The sequence below is a fragment of the Streptomyces sp. NRRL F-5630 genome (assembly GCF_000719475.1).
In the GTDB taxonomy this organism is placed as follows: Bacteria; Actinomycetota; Actinomycetes; order Streptomycetales; family Streptomycetaceae; genus Streptomyces.
In genome coordinates this window covers 73589-95055 of the sequence record NZ_JOGO01000010.1, presented here as the reverse complement: position 1 = coordinate 95055, position 21467 = coordinate 73589, and the positions used below count along the sequence as shown (strand labels likewise).

Genomic DNA, 21467 nt, shown 5'->3' with positions numbered 1-21467 from the left:
ATCCCGCCGCGTCTCTACGCGACGTCTGTGCCCCGTCGCCCCGTGGCGCCGCTCCCTGCACGCATCCGCGACGCTGCGGCGCTACCCGAGCGCGACGTCGCGTCGTCCGAGGGCGACCTGCGAGGTGGGGAAGGCATCGTGCCGTGCGGGAGGTCTGGGGACTCCGCGAGTTCGGGTGACGTGTCGGCGCCGAGGCTTTCAGGGCACAGGGCACAGGGCGCGGCCGCCGTCATACCGGGCGGCAGGCCCCCGGCCGGTACGATGCGTCCCTTGTCGAGCGGGAGCGGAGGGAGCGGAGACCTCAGCCGGGGCTGACGGGCCCCGCTCCGGTGTCCGGGCATACGTAAGAGCCGGTCCGTACTGAGACGGACCGGCTCTCACAGCAACCAGCCAGGTGGCCGCGCCGCACTACGTCAGCGCGAGACCGGATCGGCACCGTCGTGAAACGGGACCGCCTCACGCTTAGCGCGAGACCTTGCCGGCCTTGATGCACGAGGTGCAGACGTTGAGCCGCTTCGGCGTTCCACCGACCACGGCACGCACGCGCTGGATGTTGGGGTTCCAGCGACGCGGCGTACGGCGGTGCGAGTGCGAAATGTTGTTGCCGAAGCCCGGCCCCTTGCCGCAGACGTCGCAGTTGGCAGCCACGGGTCACTCCAAAGACTTCAGATGCACTTACAGTGAATCCCGGCAGGCCGGGATCAGAGACGGAAGTGCCTGATTTGGCGTTGCCGGGGGGAATGGCCCGATTCTCATCGGGCAACCGGAGCAGCATACAGCGGCTACTCCCGCTCCACGAAACTACCACGACCGCGGCCCTGGCCGTTCCCGGGCTCCGGCCGTACCCGGTCCGAGCTGCGACTACGCTGCGTTCGTCCGGCTGCGCAAGGGGGCCCTGGGGCCCGGGAAGGCCCTGATGTCCGGGAACGAAGGACGGCTCCTCGACGCCACCACGCTGCGCGCCTGGTGCGCGACGGCCCTCGACGCACTGGGCCGGGCGCGCGAGGAGATCGACTCGATCAACGTCTACCCGGTCGCCGACGGCGACACCGGGACCAACCTCTACCTCACGACCGAGGCCGCCTTCCGCGCCGTCGAGGCCGTCTTCGAGGCGTACCAGGAGGACGCGGACGCCGCGTCCGCGCCCGCCCTCAAAGGGGTCGCCCGCGCCATGGCACACGGGGCGCTCGTCGGTGCGCGCGGCAACTCGGGCACCATCCTGGCGCAGTTGCTGCGCGGCGCCGCGCAGGTCCTCGTCGAGGCGTCGGGCGAGGCGGTCGACGGCGTCGTCCTGGCCGCCGCGCTGCGCCGCGCTGTCGAGGCCGCGTACGAGGCGGTGGCACACCCCGTCGAGGGCACCGTCCTCACCGTCGCCTCCGCCGCGGCGGGTGCCTGCCCGGCCGCCGAGGCCGACTGCCGGGTGGTCGCCCGCGCCGCGTACGACGCCGCGCGTGACGCGCTGGAGCGCACCCCGGCACAGCTCGCAGCGCTCGGTCGCGCGGGCGTCGTGGACGCGGGGGGCAGGGGCTTTGTCGCGGTGCTCGCCGCGCTGGTCGCGGCGTTGGGCGGGGAGCCGTTCGCCGGTGGCCCCGCCGCGCGACCGGAGCGCTGGCAGCCCCGGCACCCGGAGCCGCCGCGCGGCGGGGGGAGCGGGGACGGCGACGTGGCACGGCCGGGCGACGCCGGGGGCGACGCGGCGTCCGGGGAGGGCGTCGCGCGAGGGGGCGACGTCGCGCGACGGGGGAGCGGTGACGTCGCGTGCCAGGACACCGGGGAGTGGGACGGCTCGGGGCCCGGGTACGAGGTGATCTACCTCCTCGACGCCGAGGACGACGCGGTGGCGCGCCTGCGCGCACGACTCGACGCGCTCGGTGAATCCCTCGTCGTCGTGGGCGGGGACGGCCTGTGGCACGTCCATGTGCATGTGGACGACGCGGGGGCCGCCGTCGAGGCGGGTATCGAGGCGGGGCGCCCGCACCGCGTCCGCATCACGCACTTCGCGTCCGACGCCGCGCGGCCCGCTCCCGCGAGCGGGGAGCGCGTCCCGCGCGCCATCGTCGCGGTGGTGCCGGGCGAAGGCCTCGCCGAGCTCTACGCGAAGGCGGGTGCCGCGACGGTGCCCGCGAGGCCGGGCGAACTGCCCGGCAGCGGCGAACTCGTGGACGCGGTGCGCCGCGCGCACGCCCACGAAGTCGTCCTGCTGCCCAACGACGCCGATCTCCACCACACCGCTGCCGCCGCCGCACGGGACGCGCGCCACCTGGGCGTACGCGTCGCCGTGATCCCCACCCGCTCCGCCGTCCAGGGCGTCGCCGCGCTCGCCGTCCACGAGGCGGAGCGGCGCTTCGACGAGGACGTCGTCGCCATGACCAGCGCCGCTGGCGCGACGCGCTACGCGGAACTCGCGGTCGCCGAACACCGCTCGTGGACCTCGGTCGGCATCTGCCAGGGCGGCGACGTGCTCGGTCTCATCGACGGCGACGTCGTGGTCATCGGGCAGGACGTCGCCGCGATCGCGCGCACCGTCCTCGACCGGATGCTCGCGGCGGGCGGCGAGATGGTCACGCTCGTCCTCGGAGAGGAGTGCCCCAGCACGCTCGCGGACGAACTGGAGCGCCACGTACGCGCGCACCACCTCGCGGTGGACACCGTCGTCTACGCAGGCGGACGCGACGCGGCGCTGCTGCTCGTCGGGGTGGAATAGCGCAGGGCGGGCCCGCCCTGCGCCTGGAGGCGGGGCGCGACGTCGCGGGGGACGGCGCGCGTGGGAGCGGGTACGCCGCGTGACGGCGGGGGCCGTGCGGGGCGACGTGGCGCCGTGCGCGACGTAGCGACGTGACACCGCGCCCGCAACGGACGCGACGTGGCGCCGTGCCTCAACGACGCAGCGACGCAGCGACGCAGCGACGCGGCGACGCGCCGCCCGTGCCCGCGACGCGGCGCAGCGCCCGCGACGTCGCGCCGCCTCCCTGCCGCAACCTCATCCCCCGCCCCGCTCCACCCGGCCCCTCCACCCGGCCCCTCCCGCCGGCCCCCTCCCGCGAGGCGTGCGCGGCCGGTTGTCGGTCTCGTGGTGTGCAATGGGAGGGTGCCCACGCTCGATGAACCGCTGAAGAAGGTGCTCGGACCGCCCACCGCGAAGGTGATGGCCGAGCACCTCGGCCTGCACACTGTCGGTGATCTCCTCCACCACTACCCACGCCGCTACGCCGAGCGCGGGGAGCTGACGCGGCTGTCCGAGTTGCCGCTCGACGAGCACGTCACGGTCGTGGCGCGCGTCGCGGACGCGCGGGTGCACACCTTCAACGCGGGCCGGGGCAAGCGGCTGGAAGTGACCCTCACGGACGGCAGCGGCCGGTTGCAGCTGGTGTTCTTCGGGCGCGGCGTGCACAAGCCGCAGCACGACCTGCTCCCCGGCACGCGCGCGATGTTCGCCGGCAAGGTCTCCGTCTTCAACCGCAAGCTCCAGCTCGCCCACCCCGCCTACGAACTGCTCGCCGAGGAGAGCGACGCGCGCGAGGCCGCCGGGACCTGGGCGTCGAGCCTGCTGCCGATCTACCCGGCGACGGCGAAGCTGGAGTCGTGGAAGATCGCCAAGGCGGTCGACGCCGTGCTGCCGAGCGCGAACGAGGCGCTGGACCCGTTGCCCGGTTCCCTGCGCGAGGGACGCGGGCTGCTGCCGCTTCCCGAGGCGCTGCTCAAGATCCACCGGCCGCACGGCAAGGCCGATGTCGAGGCGGCGCGCGACCGCCTCAAGTGGGACGAGGCGTTCGTCCTCCAGACCGCGCTCGCCCGCCGTCGCCACGCCGACGCGCAACTGCCCGCCGTGCCGCGCCGCCCCGCTCCCGAGGGGTTGCTCACGGCCTTCGACGCGCGCCTCCCGTTCACGCTCACCGAGGGTCAGCGGAAGGTCTCGCGCGAGATCTTCGACGACCTCGCGACCGACCACCCCATGCACCGCCTCCTCCAGGGCGAGGTCGGCTCGGGCAAGACGATGGTCGCGCTGCGCGCCATGCTCGCCGTCGTCGACGCGGGCGGTCAGGCGGCGATGCTCGCCCCGACGGAGGTCCTCGCGCAGCAGCACCACCGCTCGATCACCGAGATGATGGGCGACCTCGCTTCGGGCGGCACGCTCGGCGCGGCGGAGCAAGCGACGGGCGTCGTGCTGCTCACCGGTTCGATGGGCGCCGCGGCGCGCCGCAAGGTCCTCCTCGACCTCGTGACCGGGGAGGCGGGCATCGTGATCGGTACGCACGCGCTCATCGAGGACGTGGTGAAGTTCCACGACCTCGGGCTCGTGGTCGTCGACGAGCAGCACCGCTTCGGCGTGGAGCAGCGCGACGCGCTGCGTTCCAAGGGCGCGCAGCCGCCGCACCTCCTCGTCATGACCGCGACCCCCATCCCGCGCACCGTCGCGATGACAGTCTTCGGCGACCTGGAGACCTCGGTACTCGACCAGCTTCCCGCCGGGCGTTCCCCGATCACGACGCACGTCGTCCCCGCCCAGGACAAGCCCCACTTCCTGGCGCGCGCCTGGGAACGCGTCCGCGAGGAGGTCGCGGGGGGCCACCAGGCGTACGTGGTGTGCCCACGCATCGGCGACGAGGAGGAGGCCGCCGGGGCCAAGGGATCCAAGAAGGGGACCAAGGCGGGCAAGGGCGCGTCCGCGCGCACGAAGACCGCGGAGGATGCTGACGAGCGGAGAACCGGTGCGGGGTTCGGTGCGGACGAGGACCCGGGTGCCGACGCCGCCGGGGACAAGCGTCCGCCCCTCGCCGTGCTCGACGTGGCCCGCGGCCTCGCCGAGGGCCCGCTCGCCGGGCTGCGCGTCGGCATCCTCCACGGGCGGATGGCGCCGGACGGACCGGAGGGCAAGGACGCCGTGATGCGCCGCTTCGCCGCGGGCGAGCTGGACGTGCTCGTCGCGACGACGGTCATCGAGGTCGGCGTCAACGTGCCCAACGCGACCGCCATGGTGATCATGGACGCCGACCGCTTCGGGGTGTCGCAGCTTCACCAGTTGCGCGGCCGTGTGGGGCGCGGCTCCGCGCCCGGACTCTGCCTTCTCGTCACGGACATGCCGGAGGCCAGCCCGGCGCGCGCCCGCCTCGGCGCCGTCGCCGCGACGTTGGACGGTTTCGAGCTGTCGCGCGTCGACCTGGAGCAACGCCGCGAGGGCGACGTGCTCGGGCAGGCGCAGTCCGGCGTCCGCTCCTCGCTGCGGATGCTCGCCGTCATCGAGGACGAGCAGATCATCGCCGAGGCCCGAGAGGAGGCCACGGCGGTCGTCGCCGCCGACCCGGCCCTGGAAGCCCACCCGGCACTGCGCACGGCGCTGGACGCGCTGCTCGACGAGGAGAGGGAGAGCTATCTGGACAAGGGGTGAGGCCGGCGACGTCCCGCACCGCCCCGCCTTCTCCTTGTCCGTCCCCGGCCGCGCAGACCCCCGCGCGCGTGTCCGCTCCCGCCGCCTACGCTGGAGGCGTACCGACCGGGTCCGGCCGGGAGGCCCGGCGGCGTGTGCGCGTGCCGTGGTCACCGGGCGGGTGCCGGCGAGGGCCGAGCGACGAGGACCGACCAGCACCATGACCCGCGTGATCGCCGGGACGGCCGGGGGCCGCCGCCTCGCCGTACCGCCAGGCACCGGCACCCGCCCCACCTCCGAACGGGCACGCGAGGGCCTCTTCTCCACTTGGGAGTCGCTCCTCGGCGGCCCGCTCGACGGCGAACGCGTCCTCGACCTGTACGGGGGCTCGGGCGCCGTGGGCCTGGAGGCGCTCTCGCGCGGGGCGGCGCACGCGCTGCTCGTCGAGAGCGACGCCCGTGCCGTGCGCACCATCCGCGCCAACGTCCGCGACCTCGGCCTCGCGGGCGCCGAGGTCAGGCCCGGCAAAGCGGCGCAGGTCGTCGCGGGGGCGCCGCCGTCGGCCCCGTACGACCTCGTCTTCCTCGACCCTCCCTACGCGGTCTCCGACGCCGAACTCGGGGAGATCCTGATCACACTCCGTACTCGTGGCTGGCTCGCGGGGGAAGCACTGGTCACCGTGGAGCGCAGCACCAGGGGCGGGGCGTTCGCCTGGCCGGACGGCTTCGGCGCACTGCGGTCCCGGCGCTACGGCGAAGGGACCTTTTGGTACGGTCGCGCCGCCTCCACGTGCGAAAACGCACCATGAATCGACCGCAGAGCGAGGGGATCACGTTGCGCCGCGCCGTCTGTCCAGGGTCCTTCGACCCGATCACCAACGGTCATCTCGACATCATCGCCCGGGCCTCCAAGCTCTACGACGTCGTGCACGTCGCCGTGATGATCAACAAGTCCAAGCGCGGGCTCTTCACGATCGACGAGCGCATGGACCTGATCCGCGAGGTGACCGCCGAGTTCGGCAACGTCCAGGTCGAGGCGTTCCACGGTCTCCTTGTCGACTTCTGCAAGGAGCGCGACATCCCCGCCATCGTCAAGGGCCTGCGCGCTGTCAGCGACTTCGATTACGAGTTGCAGATGGCCCAGATGAACAACGGGCTCTCCGGCGTCGAGACCCTCTTCGTCCCCACGAACCCCACCTACAGCTTCCTCTCCTCTTCGCTCGTCAAGGAGGTCGCGCAGTGGGGCGGCGACGTCTCCCACCTCCTGCCGCCGACCGTCCACACCGCGCTCACGCGACGCCTCGCGGAGCAGTGACGCGGGGACGCGGAGCAGTGACGCGGCGGGCGGTGGCGCGGAACGGTGAGCGCGGCGACGCGGGGGAGACGCCCGGGAGGTGACGTCGCGCGGTACGCGGCGTGGTGATGTCGCGCGGTACGCCGCGTAGCGCGTCGTGGGCCGCGACGTAGCGGCCTGGTACGCGGCGACGCAGCGCACCGTACGTCGCGACGCAGCGCCTCGTGCGGCGCCACGCAGCGCTCCGTACGCCGCCCCACGCCGCGCGGTACGTCGCCTCACGTCGCCCCGTGCGACCTCTCCATGACGTCGCGTCACCCGGTGTCGCCGGCCCGCGTCGTGGCCGTACAGTCGTCCCGTCCGGCTCGCAGCAGCCGAGCGGTCCGTCTCCCCATCAGTCGAGAGAGTGGCGAGCACACGGTGGACGTGCAGAAGAAGCTCGATGAGATCGTCGAGGTCGTCAACGCGGCCCGGTCCATGCCCATGTCGGCCTCTTGCGTGATCAACCGCGCCGACCTGCTCGCGATGCTGGAGGAGGTGCGGGAGGCCCTGCCGGGTTCGCTCGCCCAGGCGCAGGAGCTGATCGGGGAGCGCGAGCGCATGGTCGGCGAGGCGCGCGCCGAGGCCGAGCGGATCATCCGCAGCGCCCACGACGAGCGCGGCAGCCTCGTCGCGGACACCGCCGTCGCGCGCCAGTCGCAGGGCGAGGCGGACCGCATCCTCAACGAGGCGCGGCGCGAGGCGGCCGAGGTCAAGGCCGACGCCGACGATTACGTCGACAGCAAGCTCGCCAACTTCGAGGTCGTCCTCACCAAGACGCTCGGCTCCGTCGGGCGAGGCCGCGAGAAGCTCCTCGGCACCGGCGACGGCCTCGACGCGCAGGGCTACGAGGACCCCGACTACGCCGAGGCCCCCGAGCGCAGCGGCGACCCCGAGACGCTGCGCCGGCGCGCCGACGAGTACGTGGACATCAAGCTCGGCGCCTTCGAGGCCGTGCTCGCCAAGACGCTGGAGGCGGTGGGGCGCGGCCGGGACAAGCTGCACGGGCGCGTCGCGACCGACGACCTCGCCGCCCTCGCCGAGGACGGCGGCGAGCGCCAGTACAGCAACGACGCCGACTACCTCGCCGACCTCGCCGCGACGCGCGACCCCGCGCCGGACGCCGCGTCGCCGGGCGACACCTCCTCGGGCGGCACCTTCGGCGGCGGCTCGGGCGGCGGCACTCTCGGTGGCGGCACGTCGGGCGGCCTCGTCCTCCCGCCGCTCCCCGAGCCCGCCGTCGCCGCGCTCCCCGAACAGGCCCCGCCGCCGCCCGCGCAGCAGCCCTACGCCGCGCAGGCCGACCCGTACGGCTACGGGCCGCAGACCGACGCGTACGGCTACCCGCAGCAGGCCGACCCCTACGCCGCGTCCGCCGACCCCTACGGCTACCCGCAGCCGCAGGACCCGTACGCCGCGCAGGCCGCGTACGGATACCCGCAGGACCCGCAGCAGGACTACGGGCAGCAGGCCGCGCAGACCTGGCCGTCGCAGCAAGAGCAGCACGCGCAGCAGCACGCGCAGGGCGGCGCGCTCGACGAGACGAGCTTCTTCGACACCACGATGATCAGCGCTGAGCAGCTGCGGGCGTACGAACAGGGGCGCTGAGACGGGCCCCAGTCAGGCGACTGGGGCCGAATTGGGCCGGGGGCGCTCTCTCCAGTACCCTGGGGTTTCGGTTTGTCTCTGCGCAGACGTCTGCCCTGCCCGTCCACGGACGGGACCATGTCGCAGCGAACGGCAACAGGCACGCGGATCCGCCCCGAGGGCGGGCCACGACCGACCCCAGACCTCAGGACCCGAACACAGGAGCAGCTCTGAACGCCCGCCTCGACCACCGCAACCCCCTCGTGTTCGACACGCACGAGCTGGGGCGCCGTCCTGGTGCGATGCAGAAGCTCTCCCGGACGGTCCAGGCCCCGGGCGGCGACAACGTCTTCGGCATCGCCGACGTCATCGCCATCCCGGCAGACTCCCCGGTGGAGATCGATCTCCGCCTCGAATCGGTGATGGACGGAGTGCTCGTCACGGGCACCGCCCGTGCGCACGCCGAGGGGGAGTGCGTAAGGTGTCTGGAACCGCTGGAGCGCGAGCTCACCGCGGATTTCCAGGAGATGTTCTCGTACCCCGAGGCCGAGGAGCGCCACCGCCGCATGGCGGGCGTCGAGGCGGACTCGGACGAGGACGAGAGCATCACCCCCCTTGAGGACGGAATGTTCGACCTCGAGCCCGTGCTGCGTGACGCGGTGGTGCTGTCACTGCCCATGCAGCCGGTGTGCCGGGAGGACTGCCCCGGGCTGTGCGCCGTTTGCGGTGCGCGGCTCGCGGACGACCCGGAGCACCACCATGACGCCGTCGACGCACGTTGGGCGGCTTTGCAGGGACTCGCCGGGACCATGCCGGCCGGCGAGAAGGACGAGCTGGACGGCGCCGAAGCAGGCGTCGACGAGAAGCAGGAGAAGTAGCCGTGGCTGTTCCGAAGCGGAAGATGTCGCGCAGCAACACGCGCCACCGCCGGTCGCAGTGGAAGGCTGCGGTCCCCACCCTGGTGGCGTGCGAGCGCTGCCACGAGCCCAAGCTCCAGCACATCGCGTGCCCGAGCTGCGGCACGTACAACAAGCGTCAGGTCCTCGAGGTCTGACGAGACAGGCGAGAAAGGCCGAGAGGGAATTGGTTAACGCCCCCAAGAAGAAGGCGCCCCGCTCGGGCGCCTCGGCGGACACCGCGGCCTCGTCCCACACGCTCCTGGAAGGGCGGCTCGGGTATCACCTGGAGTCCGCCCTTCTGGTGCGTGCGCTCACGCACCGCTCGTACGCGTACGAGAACGGCGGTCTGCCCACCAACGAGCGCCTGGAGTTCCTCGGGGACTCCGTGCTCGGCCTGGTGGTCACCGACACGCTGTACCGCACCCACCCCGACCTCCCCGAGGGGCAGCTCGCGAAGCTGCGCGCGGCGGTCGTCAACTCCCGTGCGCTCGCCGAGGTGAGCCGGGGCCTCGACCTGGGAGCCTTCATCAGGCTCGGTAGAGGCGAGGAGGGCACGGGCGGCAGGGACAAGGCATCGATCCTCGCCGACACACTGGAAGCCGTGATCGGCGCGGTCTATCTCGATCAGGGACTCGACAAGGCGGCGGAGCTCGTGCACCGCCTCTTCGACCCGCTGATCGCGAAGTCCGCGGAACTCGGCGCGGGCCTGGACTGGAAGACCAGCCTCCAGGAGCTGACCGCGATGGAGGGGCTCGGGGTTCCCGAGTACCTCGTCACCGAGGAAGGCCCCGATCACGAGAAGACCTTCACTGCTGCCGCCCGCGTCGGAGGCGTCTCGTACGGCACCGGCACCGGCCGCAGCAAGAAGGAGGCGGAGCAGCAGGCCGCCGAGTCGGCGTGGCGCGCCATCCGCGCCGCCGCCGACACGCGCGCGGCCGAGCAGGCCGCCGCGGGCGAACTCCTCCCGCCCGGGGACGTCGTCCCCGAGGGCGGCTCCGCTTCCACTGCCTGACACAGAACGGCGTTTGTCGTCGCGCCATGACGGCACCACCGTCGTGACCCGCGGCGACACCGCTCGTCGCTCCACCCGGTACCCGCTGTGCTCCGGTCCATCACGCATGACGGACCGGGGTGGCGGGTGCCGGGTGGGTGTCGTTGGGGGGCGGTGCCGCGCCCGTCCGCACCGGCGGCCACGCGCTTGTGCGTACGGGCGGCGCCGCGCCTCCCTTCCACTTCGTTCCCAGCCCCAGGAGAGCCGCACCGTGCCCGAACTGCCCGAGGTCGAGGTCGTCCGCAGAGGGCTCGCCCGCTGGATCGACGGGCGCACCGTCGCCGCGACGGAGGTGCTGCACCCGCGCTCCGTGCGGCGGCACGTCGCGGGCGGCGAGGACTTCGCCGCGCGGCTGAAGGGGCGGACGTTCGCGACGCCGCGCCGCCGCGGCAAGTACCTGTGGTTGCCGCTCGACGGCGGCTCCGAGGCGGTCCTCGCGCACCTCGGCATGAGTGGCCAGCTCCTCGTCCAGCCGCACGCCGCGCCCGCCGAGAAGCACCTGCGCGTCCGTATCGGCTTCGACGACGCGCTCGGCACCGAACTCCGCTTCGTCGACCAGCGCACCTTCGGCGGCCTCTCGCTCCACGAGACCGGCGAGGGCGGCGTCCCCGACGTCATCGCCCACATCGCCCGCGACCCGCTCGACCCGCTGTTCGACGACGCGGCCTTCCACGAGGCGCTGCGCCGCAAGCGCACCACGATCAAGCGCGCGCTGCTCGACCAGTCGCTCATCAGCGGCGTCGGCAACATCTACGCCGACGAGGCGCTGTGGCGCGCACGCCTCCACTACGACCGCCCCACGGCGGGCCTGACCCGCCGCCGCACCGACGAACTCCTCGGCCACGTGCGCGACGTCATGAACGCCGCGCTCGCCGTCGGCGGCACGAGTTTCGACAGCCTGTACGTGAACGTCAACGGCGAGTCGGGCTACTTCGACCGCTCCCTCGACGCGTACGGGCGCGAGGGCGAGCCGTGCCGGCGCTGCGGGACGCCGATCCGGCGCGACGCGTGGATGAACCGGTCCAGCTACTACTGCCCGAAGTGTCAGCGCAGGGCGCGGGGGTGACGGGGGCGCGGGGCGTTGCGCGGTGCGTGATGTCGGGGGTGCGGGACGAGGCGACGTGCGCGACGTGTCGGGCTGCGCGACGTTGCGGGGCGCGCGACGTCGGGGGACGGGACGAGGCACCGTACGCGACGTGGGCCGGCGTCGCGACGTTCCGGTGTGGTGGCACGCGTGACGCCGCGATGTGGCCGCCACGTATGCGACGCGGGCCGGGGCCGCGCCTCGTCGCAGGGCCTCGCGAGATGCCCGCCGCGCCGGGTGCCGTGGCTCAGAAGCCGAAGTCCTGCGTCCACCACGGGCCGCCGGAGCCGAAGTGCACGCCGACGCCCAGGGTCTTGTAGTCGCAGTTGAGTATGTTCGCGCGGTGGCCCGGGCTGTTCATCCAGGACTCCATGACGGCGGCGGCGTCGGCCTGGCCGCGCGCTATGTTCTCGCCGCCGAGGTTGCTGATCCCGGCCTGCTTCGCGCGATCCCAGGGTGTGTCGCCGTCGGGGTCGGTGTGGTCGAAGAAGCCGCGTGCCGCCATGTCGTCGCTGAAGGCGGTGGCGAGCGACGCGAGCGCGTCGTCCGCGCGGACCGCGCTGCACCCCACCTTGGCGCGCTCCTGGTTGACGAGCACGAGGACGGCAGCCGCCGCCGCGCTCTCTTCGCCGCTGGGCGCCGCCACGACGGGCGGCTGGGCGGGTGCCTGCGAGGCGGGCTTCGTCCTGGCGGGCGTCGCGCTCTTTGGAGGCGTTGCCGTCCGGGTGGTCCCCGCGCCGGGCGACGTCGCGGCGCCCGTACCGCGCTGCGCCGTGGCGGAGCGGGAAGGGCTCGGCGCGGCGCCGCCCTTGCTCTTCGCCTTGGTACGGGGCGAGGACGACGTCGCGTGGGAGGGCGCGTCGGAGCGGGTGGCGCCCCGGCTCGCGGCAGGCGTCGTACGGTCAGCCGCGGACGACTCGTCTCCCTGCCGCTCGTCCGACGGCGCGTCGGCCGCGCGGACCTTCGTGTCGTGGCCCCCGCCGAAGAAGGAGTCCTCCCCGGGCACCAGCCCCGTACCGACCGCTACGGCGCCCAGCGCCACCGCCGCCGACACCCCGAGCAGACCGGTGCGCATGGGAACGCCGCGCCGCTTCCGGCGATGACCGTTCCCGCCGCCGTGATCGTCACCGTCGGCACCGACGGCGTGGTCAGCGGGGCGGGGAACGGCGGAGGGGACGGCAGCGGCTTCGGATGTCGCGTAGGGGCCGTAGGACGCGGACGTCGCGTACGGGGCGGGCGGCGCTGGCGGAGCGGTCGCGGCGTACGGAGCGGACGTTGCGTAGGGCGCCGACGCGTGGGAGCCCGGGCCGGGGCGCGATCCGTACGTCGCGTGGGCGCGGTACGCCGCCTGGCCCCCGTACGTCGCGTGGTCGCCGTACGCGGCGTCGCGGCCGTAGACGGCGCGCTCGTACGCGGCGTCCCGGTCGTTCGCGGCACGCTCGTACGCGTCGTACGCGTCGTACGCGTCGTACGCGTCGTACGCGTCGTACGCGTCGGTGTCGTGGTCGTGCGCGGTGTGCCCGGGGCCCGCGGTGTGCGCGGTGCCCGCTGGGGCTCCGGCCTGAGCGCTCGCCGCTGGTTCGGCGCGGTCGGCGGCTGAGCGTCGGTGGCGTCCCATGGTCCTGGCCTTCCGTCGTCACCAGAGTCCCGGTCGGTTCACCCGTTCGAGTGAGCCCTGTGCGGTGCGGACCCTACGCCATGGCCCCGGGGGACGACGTGTGCCTGAGGGGATTGGCCGGTTAGCGTGCCCTCATGGAAGAAATGGAAGAGGAGGCACGGCTGACCGCGTGGGTCAGAGGAACGGTTCAGGGTGTGGGTTTCCGCTGGTTCACGCGGGCGAGGGCGCTGGAGATCGGCGGACTGAGTGGCTTTGCTCTCAATGTGCGTGACGGGCGTGTCCAGGTCGTCGCGGAAGGGCCGCGCGCGGCGTGCGAGGAGTTGCTGGAGTGGCTGCGGGGGAGCGACACACCCGGCAGCGTCCAGGGCGTGACTGAGATCTGGGACACGCCTCGTGGGGGCTACGAAGGGTTCGCGATCCGTTGATCACACCGCACGCGCCCTTGTCGTGCGCCGCCGATGCTCCCCCCGCGTGCTTCGGCGGCGCCGGGAAAAGCCGCTGGTGACTGCCGTGAGCCTCTTGCGCCGCCCCCGGGGCGCTCGACAGGATGACCCGCACGCCCCCATGGCTCGCGGGAGTGCACGCGCCGTCGTTCGAAGCGCCGCGCGCCCCGCAGCCGTGCCCCACCGGGGCTTGATCGTGTTGACCGTCAAACTTTTTGGTGAGACTCTGGAATCCCCGCGCACCTCAACGGTTTGACAGGCGACGTCACAGACGGAGTGCTGCCGGACACCGCGGGTGCGGACCGAATCCCTCTCGACCCACCACCGTACTGGTCGGTCACTCAGTGTGGAGGACCACTCATCATGGCAAAGGCGCTTCTCGGTTACGTCGGCGGTTCCGACCCGCGACTCCTCGCCGAGATGCGACGGCTCCAGCAGCGCGTGCAGGACCTCGAATCCGAGCTGGTTCGGATTCAGAGGGAGAACGACGCGCTCGCGGCTGCCGCTTCTCAGCATGGCGACGCTCTCCTGAAGAGCATCGACGTACCGCAGGCGGAGCCCGCGCTCACCTGACGCACGCCTGCTACTGCACACCGCCGCGTTCCTCGCGGCGGGCAGGGGCAGGGATGCGCGACATGTGGGCCGTGCGGTAACGCCGGTACCCCAGGGACGCTTCGGCGTCCCTTTCTTTTTCCGTCGTCCCCCTCGTCCGTTTCGCGGGCGCTGGTGGTCCTCTGCGCCGCTCCTCTGCCACCTGTTCGCGGCGTCGGCTCACCTTGCGCGGCCGTTCCGCGCGGTGTCGTCGCCTTGCGCGGTCGCTGCGGGACGCGGGGCCCGGGCCCGTACGCCCACCCCCGCGGCTTCGTGCCGCCCGCATCCCCCCGTTCCCCGCTGTTTCCCGCCCCTCCCGGCCGTGTCTACGTCAGATCTGCCCTGTGCGCTCCGTGGTGAAACCGTGACGGTGCGCGGGACGTCGCGTCACCCGCGGGGGCGACTACGTCGTGTGCACGCTTCGGCGTGAGGCTGACGGTGCGTGGTGACGCCGCGTGGTGCGCGGCGTCGTGCGCGACGCGGGGCGGCGGGGCGTAGCTCCAGGCGGCGCGACGTAGCGGCGTCATGTCGCGCCATGTCGCGCCGCACGCGACGTTGCCCGGTCCCGCACCGTGACCTCCCCCGGCTCGCGTCCTCGCACCTCCCGTCGCGCCGCGCGCGTCGTGGGCCGCTGCCGTGCGGAGCCGGGGCGGTAGAGTCCGACGGCGTGCACCTCAAGGCCATGACTCTGCGTGGGTTCAAATCCTTCGCCTCCGCGACGACGCTGCGGTTCGAGCCGGGGATCACGTGCGTCGTCGGGCCGAACGGCTCCGGCAAGTCCAACGTCGTGGACGCGCTGACGTGGGTGATGGGCGAGCAGGGCGCCAAATCGCTGCGCGGCGGCAAGATGGAGGACGTCATCTTCGCCGGCACGACCGGCCGGCCGCCGCTGGGCCGCGCCGAGGTCTCGCTCACGATCGACAACAGTGACGGTGCCCTGCCCATCGAGTACGCCGAGGTCACGATCGCGCGGACGATGTTCCGCAACGGCGGCAGCGAGTACCAGATCAACGGCGACACTTGCCGCCTCCTCGACATCCAGGAACTCCTCTCCGACTCCGGCATCGGCCGCGAGATGCACGTCATCGTCGGCCAGGGCCAGCTCGACTCCGTCCTGCACGCCGACCCCATGGGGCGCCGCGCCTTCATCGAGGAAGCCTCCGGCGTCCTCAAGCACCGCAAGCGCAAGGAGAAAGCGCTGCGGAAACTCGACGCGATGCGCGCCAACCTCGCCCGCGTCCAGGACCTCACCGACGAACTGCGTCGCCAGCTCAAACCCCTCGGCCGCCAGGCCGCCGTCGCGCGCCGCGCCGCCGTCATCCAGGCCGATCTGCGCGACGCGCGCCTGCGACTGCTCGCCGATGATCTCGTCACGCTGCGTCGCGCGCTCGACGCCGAAATCGCCGACGAGGCCGCGCTCAAGGAGCGCAAGGAAGCGGCGGAAAGCGCCCTCAAGACCGCGCTCGCCCGCGAGGCCCGCCTGGAGGAGGCGGTACGGGCCCTCGCGCCGCGCCTCCAGAGCGCGCAGCACACGTGGTACGAGCTGTCGCGCCTCGCCGAGCGTGTACGCGGCACCGTCAGCCTCGCCGAGGCACGGGTCACGAGCGCGACGTCCGCACCGGCCGAGGAACGGCGCGGACGTGACCCGGAGGACCTGGAGCGCGAGGCGGCGCGTATCCGCGAGCAGGAGGCGGAACTCTCCGCTGCGCTGGAAGCCGCCGCACGCGCCCTGGAGGACACCGTCGCGCACCGGGGCGAACTGGAGCGTCAGCTCGCCGTCGAGGAGCGTCGCCTGCGCGATGTCGGTCGCGCCCTGGCCGACCGCCGCGAGGGCCTCGCCCGCCTCCACGGCCAGGTGACCGCGGCGCGCGGCCGGGCCGCGTCGGCGCGCGCGGAGATCGAACGCCTCGCGACGTCGCGCGACGAGGCGCGGGAACGCGCCGACGTCGCGCACGAGGAATACGAGCGACTGCGCGCCGAGGTTGAAGGGCTCGACGCGGGCGACGTCGCGCGCGAGGAGCGGTACGAGGCGGCGCGCCGGGCCCGCGCCGAGGCCGACGCCGCGCACCACGACGCCCGCGACGCCGCCGCGGCGGCGGAGCGTTCCCGCGCCGCGACCGAGGCCCGCCGCGACGCCCTCGCGCTCGGCCTGCGCCGGAAGGACGGCACCGGGGCGCTCCTCGCGGCGGGCGACCGGCTCACCGGACTGCTCGGGCCCGCGGCCGAACTCCTCGCCGTCGTTCCCGGCCACGAGGCCCACGTCGCGGCCGGGCTCGGCACCGCCGCCGACGCCCTCGCCGTCAGCGGCCCCGAAGCCGCCGCCCAGGCGCTCCGCCTCCTGCGCGAGCAAGAAGCGGGCCGCGCCGTGCTGCTCCTCGCGGACGCGGCGGGGAAGGACGCCGCGCGGCAGGACGACAACGCGACGTCGCCTCCAGGCACCGGCCACGACGCGACGTCGGGTGCGGGAAACGATGCGACGTCGCGCGCCGACGTGGGCGACGTGCCGACGCCACGCGACGTCCCGGACGCACACGCCGCCGTCGAGACGTCGGCCGCACGCGACGTGGCGCCGCCCGCCGCGCCCCGCGACGCCCCGGCGTCCGGCTCCGCCCATCACGCCACGCCGTCCTCCACGCCTCGTGACACGTCCCGCGAGGCCGCGCCCCACGCGGCGCCCCACGACGATGCCCTCCACGCCGCGCCCCACGACGTCGCGACGAACGAGACCGCCGCCCACGCGTCCCCCCTCGACGTCGCGACGAACGAGGTCGCCGCGGCGCCCGGCCGTCCCCTCGCCGATCTCGTGCGCGGCCCGGAGGACCTCCTTCGCGCCGTACGCCGCCTGTTGCGCGGCATGGTCGCCGTCGGCACGCTCGACGAGGCGCTCGCCCTCGTCCGTACGCACCCCGCGCTCATCGCGGTCACTGCCGAGGGCGACGTCCTCGGCGCGCACCTGGCACAGGGCGGTTCCGCCGGTGCGCCGAGTCTGATCGAGGTGCAGGCGTCCGTGGACGAGGCGTCCGCCGAGCTGGAGGAGCTGTCCGTACCGTGCGCCGCGCTCGCCGAAGCGCAGGAGGAGGCCGTGACACGTCGCGCTGACGCAGCGGCGGTCCTGGAGGAGCTGGAGCGCGAGCGACGCACCGCGGAGCGCGAGAAGTCCGCCGTCGCGCAACGTCTCGGCGCGCTCGCCGGGCAGGCGAAGGGCGCCGCGGGCGAGGCGGAGCGCTCCGCCGCCGCGGCGGCGCGCGCGCAGGAGGCGCTCGACCGCGCCGAGGCGGAGGCAGCCGAACTGGAGGAGCGCCTCGCCGTCGCCGAGGAGACCTCGCCCTTCGGCGACGCGGGGGAGTGGGACGGCGACGAGGAACCCGACACCTCGGTGCGCGACCGGCTCGCCGCTGACGGTGCCAACGCCCGCCAGACCGAGATGGAGGCCCGGCTCCAGCTCCGCACGCACGAGGAACGCGTCAAGGCACTCGCGGGCCGCGCCGACGGACTCGACCGCGCCGCGCGCGCCGAGCGCGAGGCGCGGGAGCGCGCGGAGCGACGTCGCGCGCGGCTGCGCCACGAGGCGGCCGTCGCGCGCGCCGTCGCCTCGGGGGCGCGACAGCTCCTCGCGCACGTCGAGGTCTCGCTCGGCCGCGCCGAGACCGAGCGCGCCGAGGCGGAGCGGTACCGCGAGGAGGCCGAACGCGAGCTCACCGCCGAGCGCGAGAGCGGTCGCAGGCTGAAGGCCGAACTCGACAAGCTCACCGACTCCGTCCATCGCGGCGAGGTGCTCGGCGCGGAGAAACGCCTGCGCATCGAGCAGCTGGAGGGCAGGGCGCTGGAGGAACTCGGCGTCGAGCCGAGCGTCCTGCTCGCCGAGTACGGCCCTGGCACGCTCGTACCGCCCTCGCCGCCGGCCGAGGGCGAGGAGCTGCCCGAGGACCCCGAGCACCCCCGCAACCAGCCACGCCCCTTCGTCCGCGCCGAGCAGGAGAAGCGCCTCAAAGAGGCCGAACGCGCCTACCAGCGGCTCGGCAAGATCAACCCGCTCGCCCTGGAGGAGTTCGCGGCACTCGAGGAACGCCACCAGTTCCTCTCCGAGCAGCTCGAAGACCTCAAGAAGACCCGTGCCGACCTGCTCCAGGTGATCAAGGAGGTCGACGAGCGCGTCGAGCAGGTCTTCACGGAGGCGTACCACGACACGGCGCGGGAGTTCGAGGGCGTCTTCTCGCGGCTCTTCCCCGGTGGCGAGGGCAGGCTCCTGCTCACCGATCCCGAGAACATGCTCAGCACCGGCGTCGAGGTCGAGGCCCGCCCGCCCGGCAAGAAGGTGAAGCGGCTCTCACTGCTCTCGGGCGGTGAGCGCTCCCTGACGGCCGTCGCGCTGCTCGTCGCGATCTTCAAGGCGCGACCGAGCCCGTTCTACGTGATGGACGAGGTCGAGGCGGCGCTCGACGACACCAACCTCCAGCGCCTCATCCGCATCATGCAGGAGTTGCAGGAGAGCTCGCAGCTCATCGTGATCACGCACCAGAAGCGCACGATGGAGGTCGCCGACGCGCTCTACGGGGTCTCGATGCAGGGCGACGGCGTCTCGAAGGTGATCAGCCAGCGGCTGAAGTGAGGCACGCGACGCAAGGGGCGTCGCGACGTCGCGTGCGCGACGTCGCCGCACCGTGAGCTGCGCGGCGTCGTGCCGTCGTACGGCGGCGCGAGAACGCGACGTCGCGCCGTCGTACGCATCCCCGCGGCGCGACATCGCGCATCCACGCACCCGACGTCGCGCCGCTGCGCACCGCCGCCCGCGACGTCGCGGCCCCGCCCCGCCACACGTTGCCCGCCCGCGTCGTGCCACCCCGTCCCCTCGGCTGCCGCCAGACGCAATCCCCGACCACCTCCCGGCCATGGCCGATACTGGGGGGCGTTATGGACATCGTCATCCTTGCAATCATCATCGCGGTCGTCGTGATCGGTGCGATCAGCGGTCTGGTGGTGAGCGGACGCCGCAAGAAGCGGCTCCCCCCCACGCCGCCGGAGCGCACGCCGAGCGTCACCGCCCCGGAGGCCGAACCGCACGTCGGGGACGAGGCCGAGAAACCGCGCGACGAGCAGCGCCGCACGATCGAGGAGGTACCGCTTCCCGACGCGGAGGCCGCGACGTCGGCGCCCGAGGCCGTCGAGGACCCGGTCGTCGCGCTGCCCCCGCAGCCCGAGATCGAGGTGCCCGAGCCCACTGCCGGGCGCCTGGTGCGCCTGCGGGCCCGTCTCTCGCGCTCCCAGAACGCGCTCGGCAAGGGTCTGCTGACCCTGCTCTCGCGCGAGCACCTCGACGAGGACACGTGGGAGGAGATCGAGGACACACTCCTCACCGCCGACGTCGGCGTCGCGCCGACGCAGGAACTGGTCGAGCGGCTGCGCGAGCGCGTCCGCGTGCTCGGCACCCGTACCCCCGACGAGCTGCGCGCCTTGCTTCGTGAGGAACTGCTCACGCTCGTCGGCGCCGACACGGACCGCACCGTGCACACCGAGGCGGCGCCCGACAAGCCGGGCATCGTGATGGTCGTCGGCGTCAACGGCACCGGCAAGACCACGACCACGGGCAAGCTCGCGCGCGTCCTCGTCGCGGACGGCAAGAGCGTCGTGCTCGGTGCCGCCGACACCTTCCGCGCCGCCGCGGCGGATCAGCTCCAGACCTGGGGCCAGCGCGTCGGCGCGCGCACCGTGCGCGGCCCCGAGGGCGGCGACCCGGCGTCGATCGCCTTCGACGCGGTCAAGGAGGGCATCGCCGAGAAGGCCGACGCGGTCCTCATCGACACCGCCGGCCGCCTGCACACCAAGACCGGCCTCATGGACGAGCTCGGCAAGGTCAAGCGCGTCGTGGAGAAGCAGGCGCCGGTCGACGAGGTGCTCCTCGTACTCGACGCGACGACGGGCCAGAACGGCCTCGTCCAGGCCCGCGTCTTCGCCGAGGTCGTGGCGATCACGGGCATCGTGCTCACGAAGCTGGACGGGACGGCCAAGGGCGGCATCGTCATCGCGGTGCAGCGCGAACTCGGCGTCCCGGTCAAGCTCATCGGACTCGGAGAGGGCGCGGACGACCTGGCCCCGTTCGAGCCCGGCGCCTTCGTGGACGCCCTCATCGGCGACTGATCGCCCGCGCCGCCGCGACGCGCGCCGCGGACCCGCGACGAAAGGCCCCGTGGCATCTCCACGGGGTCTTTCCGCTGTCCGGCCGCGGAGAGCGTCCACCTCAGTCGTCGGAGTGCCGGCCCCTTCCGGTTGCGGAAGGCGTTCTTCCCGCGCGCGGTCGTGGGCCGGGCTGGTCGGGGGGCGAGGGACCTGGCGACGTTGCGCATCTTCCGCGCGCAGGAGCTGCGACGCCCTCCGTTACGACCTGGCTGGCCCCCCGGCCCCCCGTATCGGGCCCGCTATCCCTCCACCCGGCGCGCCACGTACGCGAGCGTGCCGAGCAGCAGGCGGAGTTCAGGCGGGCGCAGCGCCGTGTCGAGCGAGGGCGCGCGGAGCCAGCGCACCGGGCCGCGCCCGCCGCGGTCGGAAGGCGGCGCGGTGACGTACGCGCCGGTGCCGAGGGCGCGCAGATCGAGGCGGGCGTCGTCCCAGCCCGTGCGGGCGAGGAGGCGGGGGAGGGCGGCGGCGGAGCCCGGCGCGACGTAGAACTGCGCGCGGCCCTGGGGGGTGAGGGCGACGGGGCCGAGGGGCAGGCCCATGCGCTCCAGGCGTGCGACAGCGTGGCGGCCGGCGCGCTCCGCGACGTCGAGCACGTCGAAGGCCGTACCGACGGGCAGCATGAGCGCGGCGCCCGGCCAGCGGGACCACGCCGCGGTCGCGTCGGCGAGCGTGGCGCCGGCGCGTACCGGACGTGCCCGGCGCAGCGGGTGCGCGCCGGGCGCCCCGCACGCCGCGTCGCCGCAGGAGCAGCCGCCCGCCTCGATCCGCGCCCCCGGCGCGACGTCCCAGCCCCACAGCCCCGTGAACTCGGCCACCGTGGTGCACTCGGGGGAGCGTCCGCGGCGCCGCACGCCCTCGCGCTTCTCCCGGATGCCGCCGATCGTGAAGCCCATGCCCCCTCCAACGTGTCTGGAGCGTCCAACGCGTTGACGGTCCACCGGTTACGCGGTGAACCGTCGGAGTGACACTCCGTGTGTAGCGTGTGGCGTACGGAGGGGGCGTGTGCGACCGTACGTGCGCCCCGGCACGCTTCTGTGCGCTGGTCCCCGCTCGTCTTTCATCAGTCAATCGTGTGAAGTCCAGGGCGAGTTATTGGCGCGGGGGTGGCGAAAGGTGGCGTTTCCCGGGGCGGGCTCGTGCGCGCGCGAGGGACGCCCTACCTTCACGGGACAGACTCCGGCAAGGTGGCTCGCGTCGTGCGGTGCGGCGGAGGCGCCGTACGCCGCGTGCGGCAGCGGCGACGACGCCGCCGGGTGACGGTGACGGCGCGCTCGTGCGCGCCGTCGCCCCCCGTGGCGCTCGGCGCACGCGACGTCGCGCATG

The 21467-nt window shown here is 73.7% G+C and carries 16 protein-coding genes; 13 read left to right on the top strand and 3 right to left on the bottom strand.

What is annotated here, in order from left to right:
• Positions 1–462 precede the first annotated feature (462 nt).
• A complete protein-coding gene (gene rpmB / locus IF99_RS0107430) occupies positions 463–648 on the bottom strand; it encodes a 50S ribosomal protein L28 (RefSeq protein ID WP_008745436.1) in 186 nt (61 codons plus the stop codon).
• Positions 649–916: 268 nt separating this feature from the next.
• Here rpmB and IF99_RS0107425 point away from each other — a divergent pair, with 268 nt between their 5' ends.
• The 9 genes from IF99_RS0107425 to mutM all read left to right on the top strand — a co-directional run bounded on the left by IF99_RS0107425 (position 917) and on the right by mutM (position 11300).
• On the top strand, positions 917–2704 hold the full coding sequence (locus tag IF99_RS0107425; RefSeq protein WP_030995553.1) for a DAK2 domain-containing protein: 1788 nt from the start codon (positions 917–919) through the stop codon (positions 2702–2704).
• Positions 2705–3145: 441 nt separating this feature from the next.
• Positions 3146–5386, top strand: a complete 2241-nt coding sequence (gene recG, locus IF99_RS0107420; RefSeq protein ID WP_234340618.1) for an ATP-dependent DNA helicase RecG — start codon at positions 3146–3148, stop codon at positions 5384–5386.
• 199 nt (positions 5387–5585) lie between these two features.
• The gene (rsmD, locus tag IF99_RS0107415; protein WP_030995551.1) at positions 5586–6173 is read left to right on the top strand and encodes a 16S rRNA (guanine(966)-N(2))-methyltransferase RsmD; all 588 of its coding nucleotides are present in this window, start codon (positions 5586–5588) and stop codon (positions 6171–6173) included.
• A 26-nt stretch (positions 6174–6199) separates the two neighbouring features.
• A complete protein-coding gene (coaD, locus tag IF99_RS0107410) occupies positions 6200–6679 on the top strand; it encodes a pantetheine-phosphate adenylyltransferase (protein ID WP_199806467.1) in 480 nt (159 codons plus the stop codon).
• Positions 6680–7078: 399 nt separating this feature from the next.
• Positions 7079–8305, top strand: coding sequence for a hypothetical protein (locus IF99_RS0107405; RefSeq protein ID WP_030995549.1), 1227 nt, complete (start codon positions 7079–7081; stop codon positions 8303–8305).
• A 209-nt stretch (positions 8306–8514) separates the two neighbouring features.
• Positions 8515–9162 carry a YceD family protein gene (locus IF99_RS0107400; RefSeq protein ID WP_030995548.1) on the top strand — a complete coding sequence of 216 codons (648 nt, stop codon included), beginning with the start codon at positions 8515–8517 and terminating at the stop codon, positions 9160–9162.
• A gap of 2 nt (positions 9163–9164) precedes the next feature.
• Complete coding sequence (gene rpmF, locus IF99_RS0107395) at positions 9165–9338, top strand: 50S ribosomal protein L32 (RefSeq protein ID WP_007493396.1); 174 nt, start codon at positions 9165–9167, stop codon at positions 9336–9338.
• A 29-nt stretch (positions 9339–9367) separates the two neighbouring features.
• The gene (rnc, locus tag IF99_RS0107390; protein WP_051703402.1) at positions 9368–10195 is read left to right on the top strand and encodes a ribonuclease III; all 828 of its coding nucleotides are present in this window, start codon (positions 9368–9370) and stop codon (positions 10193–10195) included.
• A 250-nt stretch (positions 10196–10445) separates the two neighbouring features.
• Positions 10446–11300, top strand: a complete 855-nt coding sequence (gene mutM / locus IF99_RS0107385) for a bifunctional DNA-formamidopyrimidine glycosylase/DNA-(apurinic or apyrimidinic site) lyase (RefSeq protein ID WP_030995546.1) — start codon at positions 10446–10448, stop codon at positions 11298–11300.
• 265 nt (positions 11301–11565) lie between these two features.
• Here mutM and IF99_RS0107380 read toward each other — a convergent pair whose 3' ends face one another.
• The gene (locus IF99_RS0107380; protein ID WP_030995545.1) at positions 11566–12936 is read right to left on the bottom strand and encodes a CAP domain-containing protein; all 1371 of its coding nucleotides are present in this window, start codon (positions 12934–12936) and stop codon (positions 11566–11568) included.
• Positions 12937–13079: 143 nt separating this feature from the next.
• Between IF99_RS0107380 and IF99_RS0107375 the strand changes: the two genes are divergently transcribed.
• The 4 genes from IF99_RS0107375 (at position 13080) to ftsY (ending at position 20105) form a co-directional block, all read left to right on the top strand.
• Positions 13080–13361 (top strand): acylphosphatase, encoded by a 282-nt coding sequence (locus tag IF99_RS0107375; protein ID WP_030995544.1) that lies wholly within the window; start codon positions 13080–13082, stop codon positions 13359–13361.
• Positions 13362–13742: 381 nt separating this feature from the next.
• Positions 13743–13952, top strand: a complete 210-nt coding sequence (locus IF99_RS0107370) for a hypothetical protein (RefSeq protein ID WP_030995543.1) — start codon at positions 13743–13745, stop codon at positions 13950–13952.
• Between the two features lie 700 nt (positions 13953–14652).
• A complete protein-coding gene (locus tag IF99_RS0107365; protein ID WP_234340616.1) occupies positions 14653–18579 on the top strand; it encodes an AAA family ATPase in 3927 nt (1308 codons plus the stop codon).
• A 302-nt stretch (positions 18580–18881) separates the two neighbouring features.
• The gene (ftsY, locus tag IF99_RS0107360; RefSeq protein ID WP_030995541.1) at positions 18882–20105 is read left to right on the top strand and encodes a signal recognition particle-docking protein FtsY; all 1224 of its coding nucleotides are present in this window, start codon (positions 18882–18884) and stop codon (positions 20103–20105) included.
• 278 nt (positions 20106–20383) lie between these two features.
• On the opposite strand, the gene IF99_RS0107355 is transcribed toward ftsY, so the two are convergent.
• Positions 20384–21037 (bottom strand): bifunctional DNA primase/polymerase, encoded by a 654-nt coding sequence (locus IF99_RS0107355; RefSeq protein ID WP_030995540.1) that lies wholly within the window; start codon positions 21035–21037, stop codon positions 20384–20386.
• Positions 21038–21467: the final 430 nt, after the last annotated feature.

What these genes read in the sequence shown, in the direction of transcription:
- IF99_RS0107425 (WP_030995553.1), top strand. Translation starts at nt 917, where the DNA reads ATGTCCGGGAACGAAGGACGGCTCCTCGACGCCACCACGCTGCGCGCC.
- recG (WP_234340618.1), top strand. Translation starts at nt 3,146, where the DNA reads ATGGCCGAGCACCTCGGCCTGCACACTGTCGGTGATCTCCTCCACCAC.
- rsmD (WP_030995551.1), top strand. Translation starts at nt 5,586, where the DNA reads ATGACCCGCGTGATCGCCGGGACGGCCGGGGGCCGCCGCCTCGCCGTA.
- IF99_RS0107380 (WP_030995545.1), bottom strand. Translation starts at nt 12,936, where the DNA reads ATGGGACGCCACCGACGCTCAGCCGCCGACCGCGCCGAACCAGCGGCG.
- IF99_RS0107375 (WP_030995544.1), top strand. Translation starts at nt 13,080, where the DNA reads ATGGAAGAGGAGGCACGGCTGACCGCGTGGGTCAGAGGAACGGTTCAG.
- IF99_RS0107370 (WP_030995543.1), top strand. Translation starts at nt 13,743, where the DNA reads ATGGCAAAGGCGCTTCTCGGTTACGTCGGCGGTTCCGACCCGCGACTC.
- IF99_RS0107365 (WP_234340616.1), top strand. Translation starts at nt 14,653, where the DNA reads ATGACTCTGCGTGGGTTCAAATCCTTCGCCTCCGCGACGACGCTGCGG.
- ftsY (WP_030995541.1), top strand. Translation starts at nt 18,882, where the DNA reads ATGGACATCGTCATCCTTGCAATCATCATCGCGGTCGTCGTGATCGGT.
- IF99_RS0107355 (WP_030995540.1), bottom strand. Translation starts at nt 21,037, where the DNA reads ATGGGCTTCACGATCGGCGGCATCCGGGAGAAGCGCGAGGGCGTGCGG.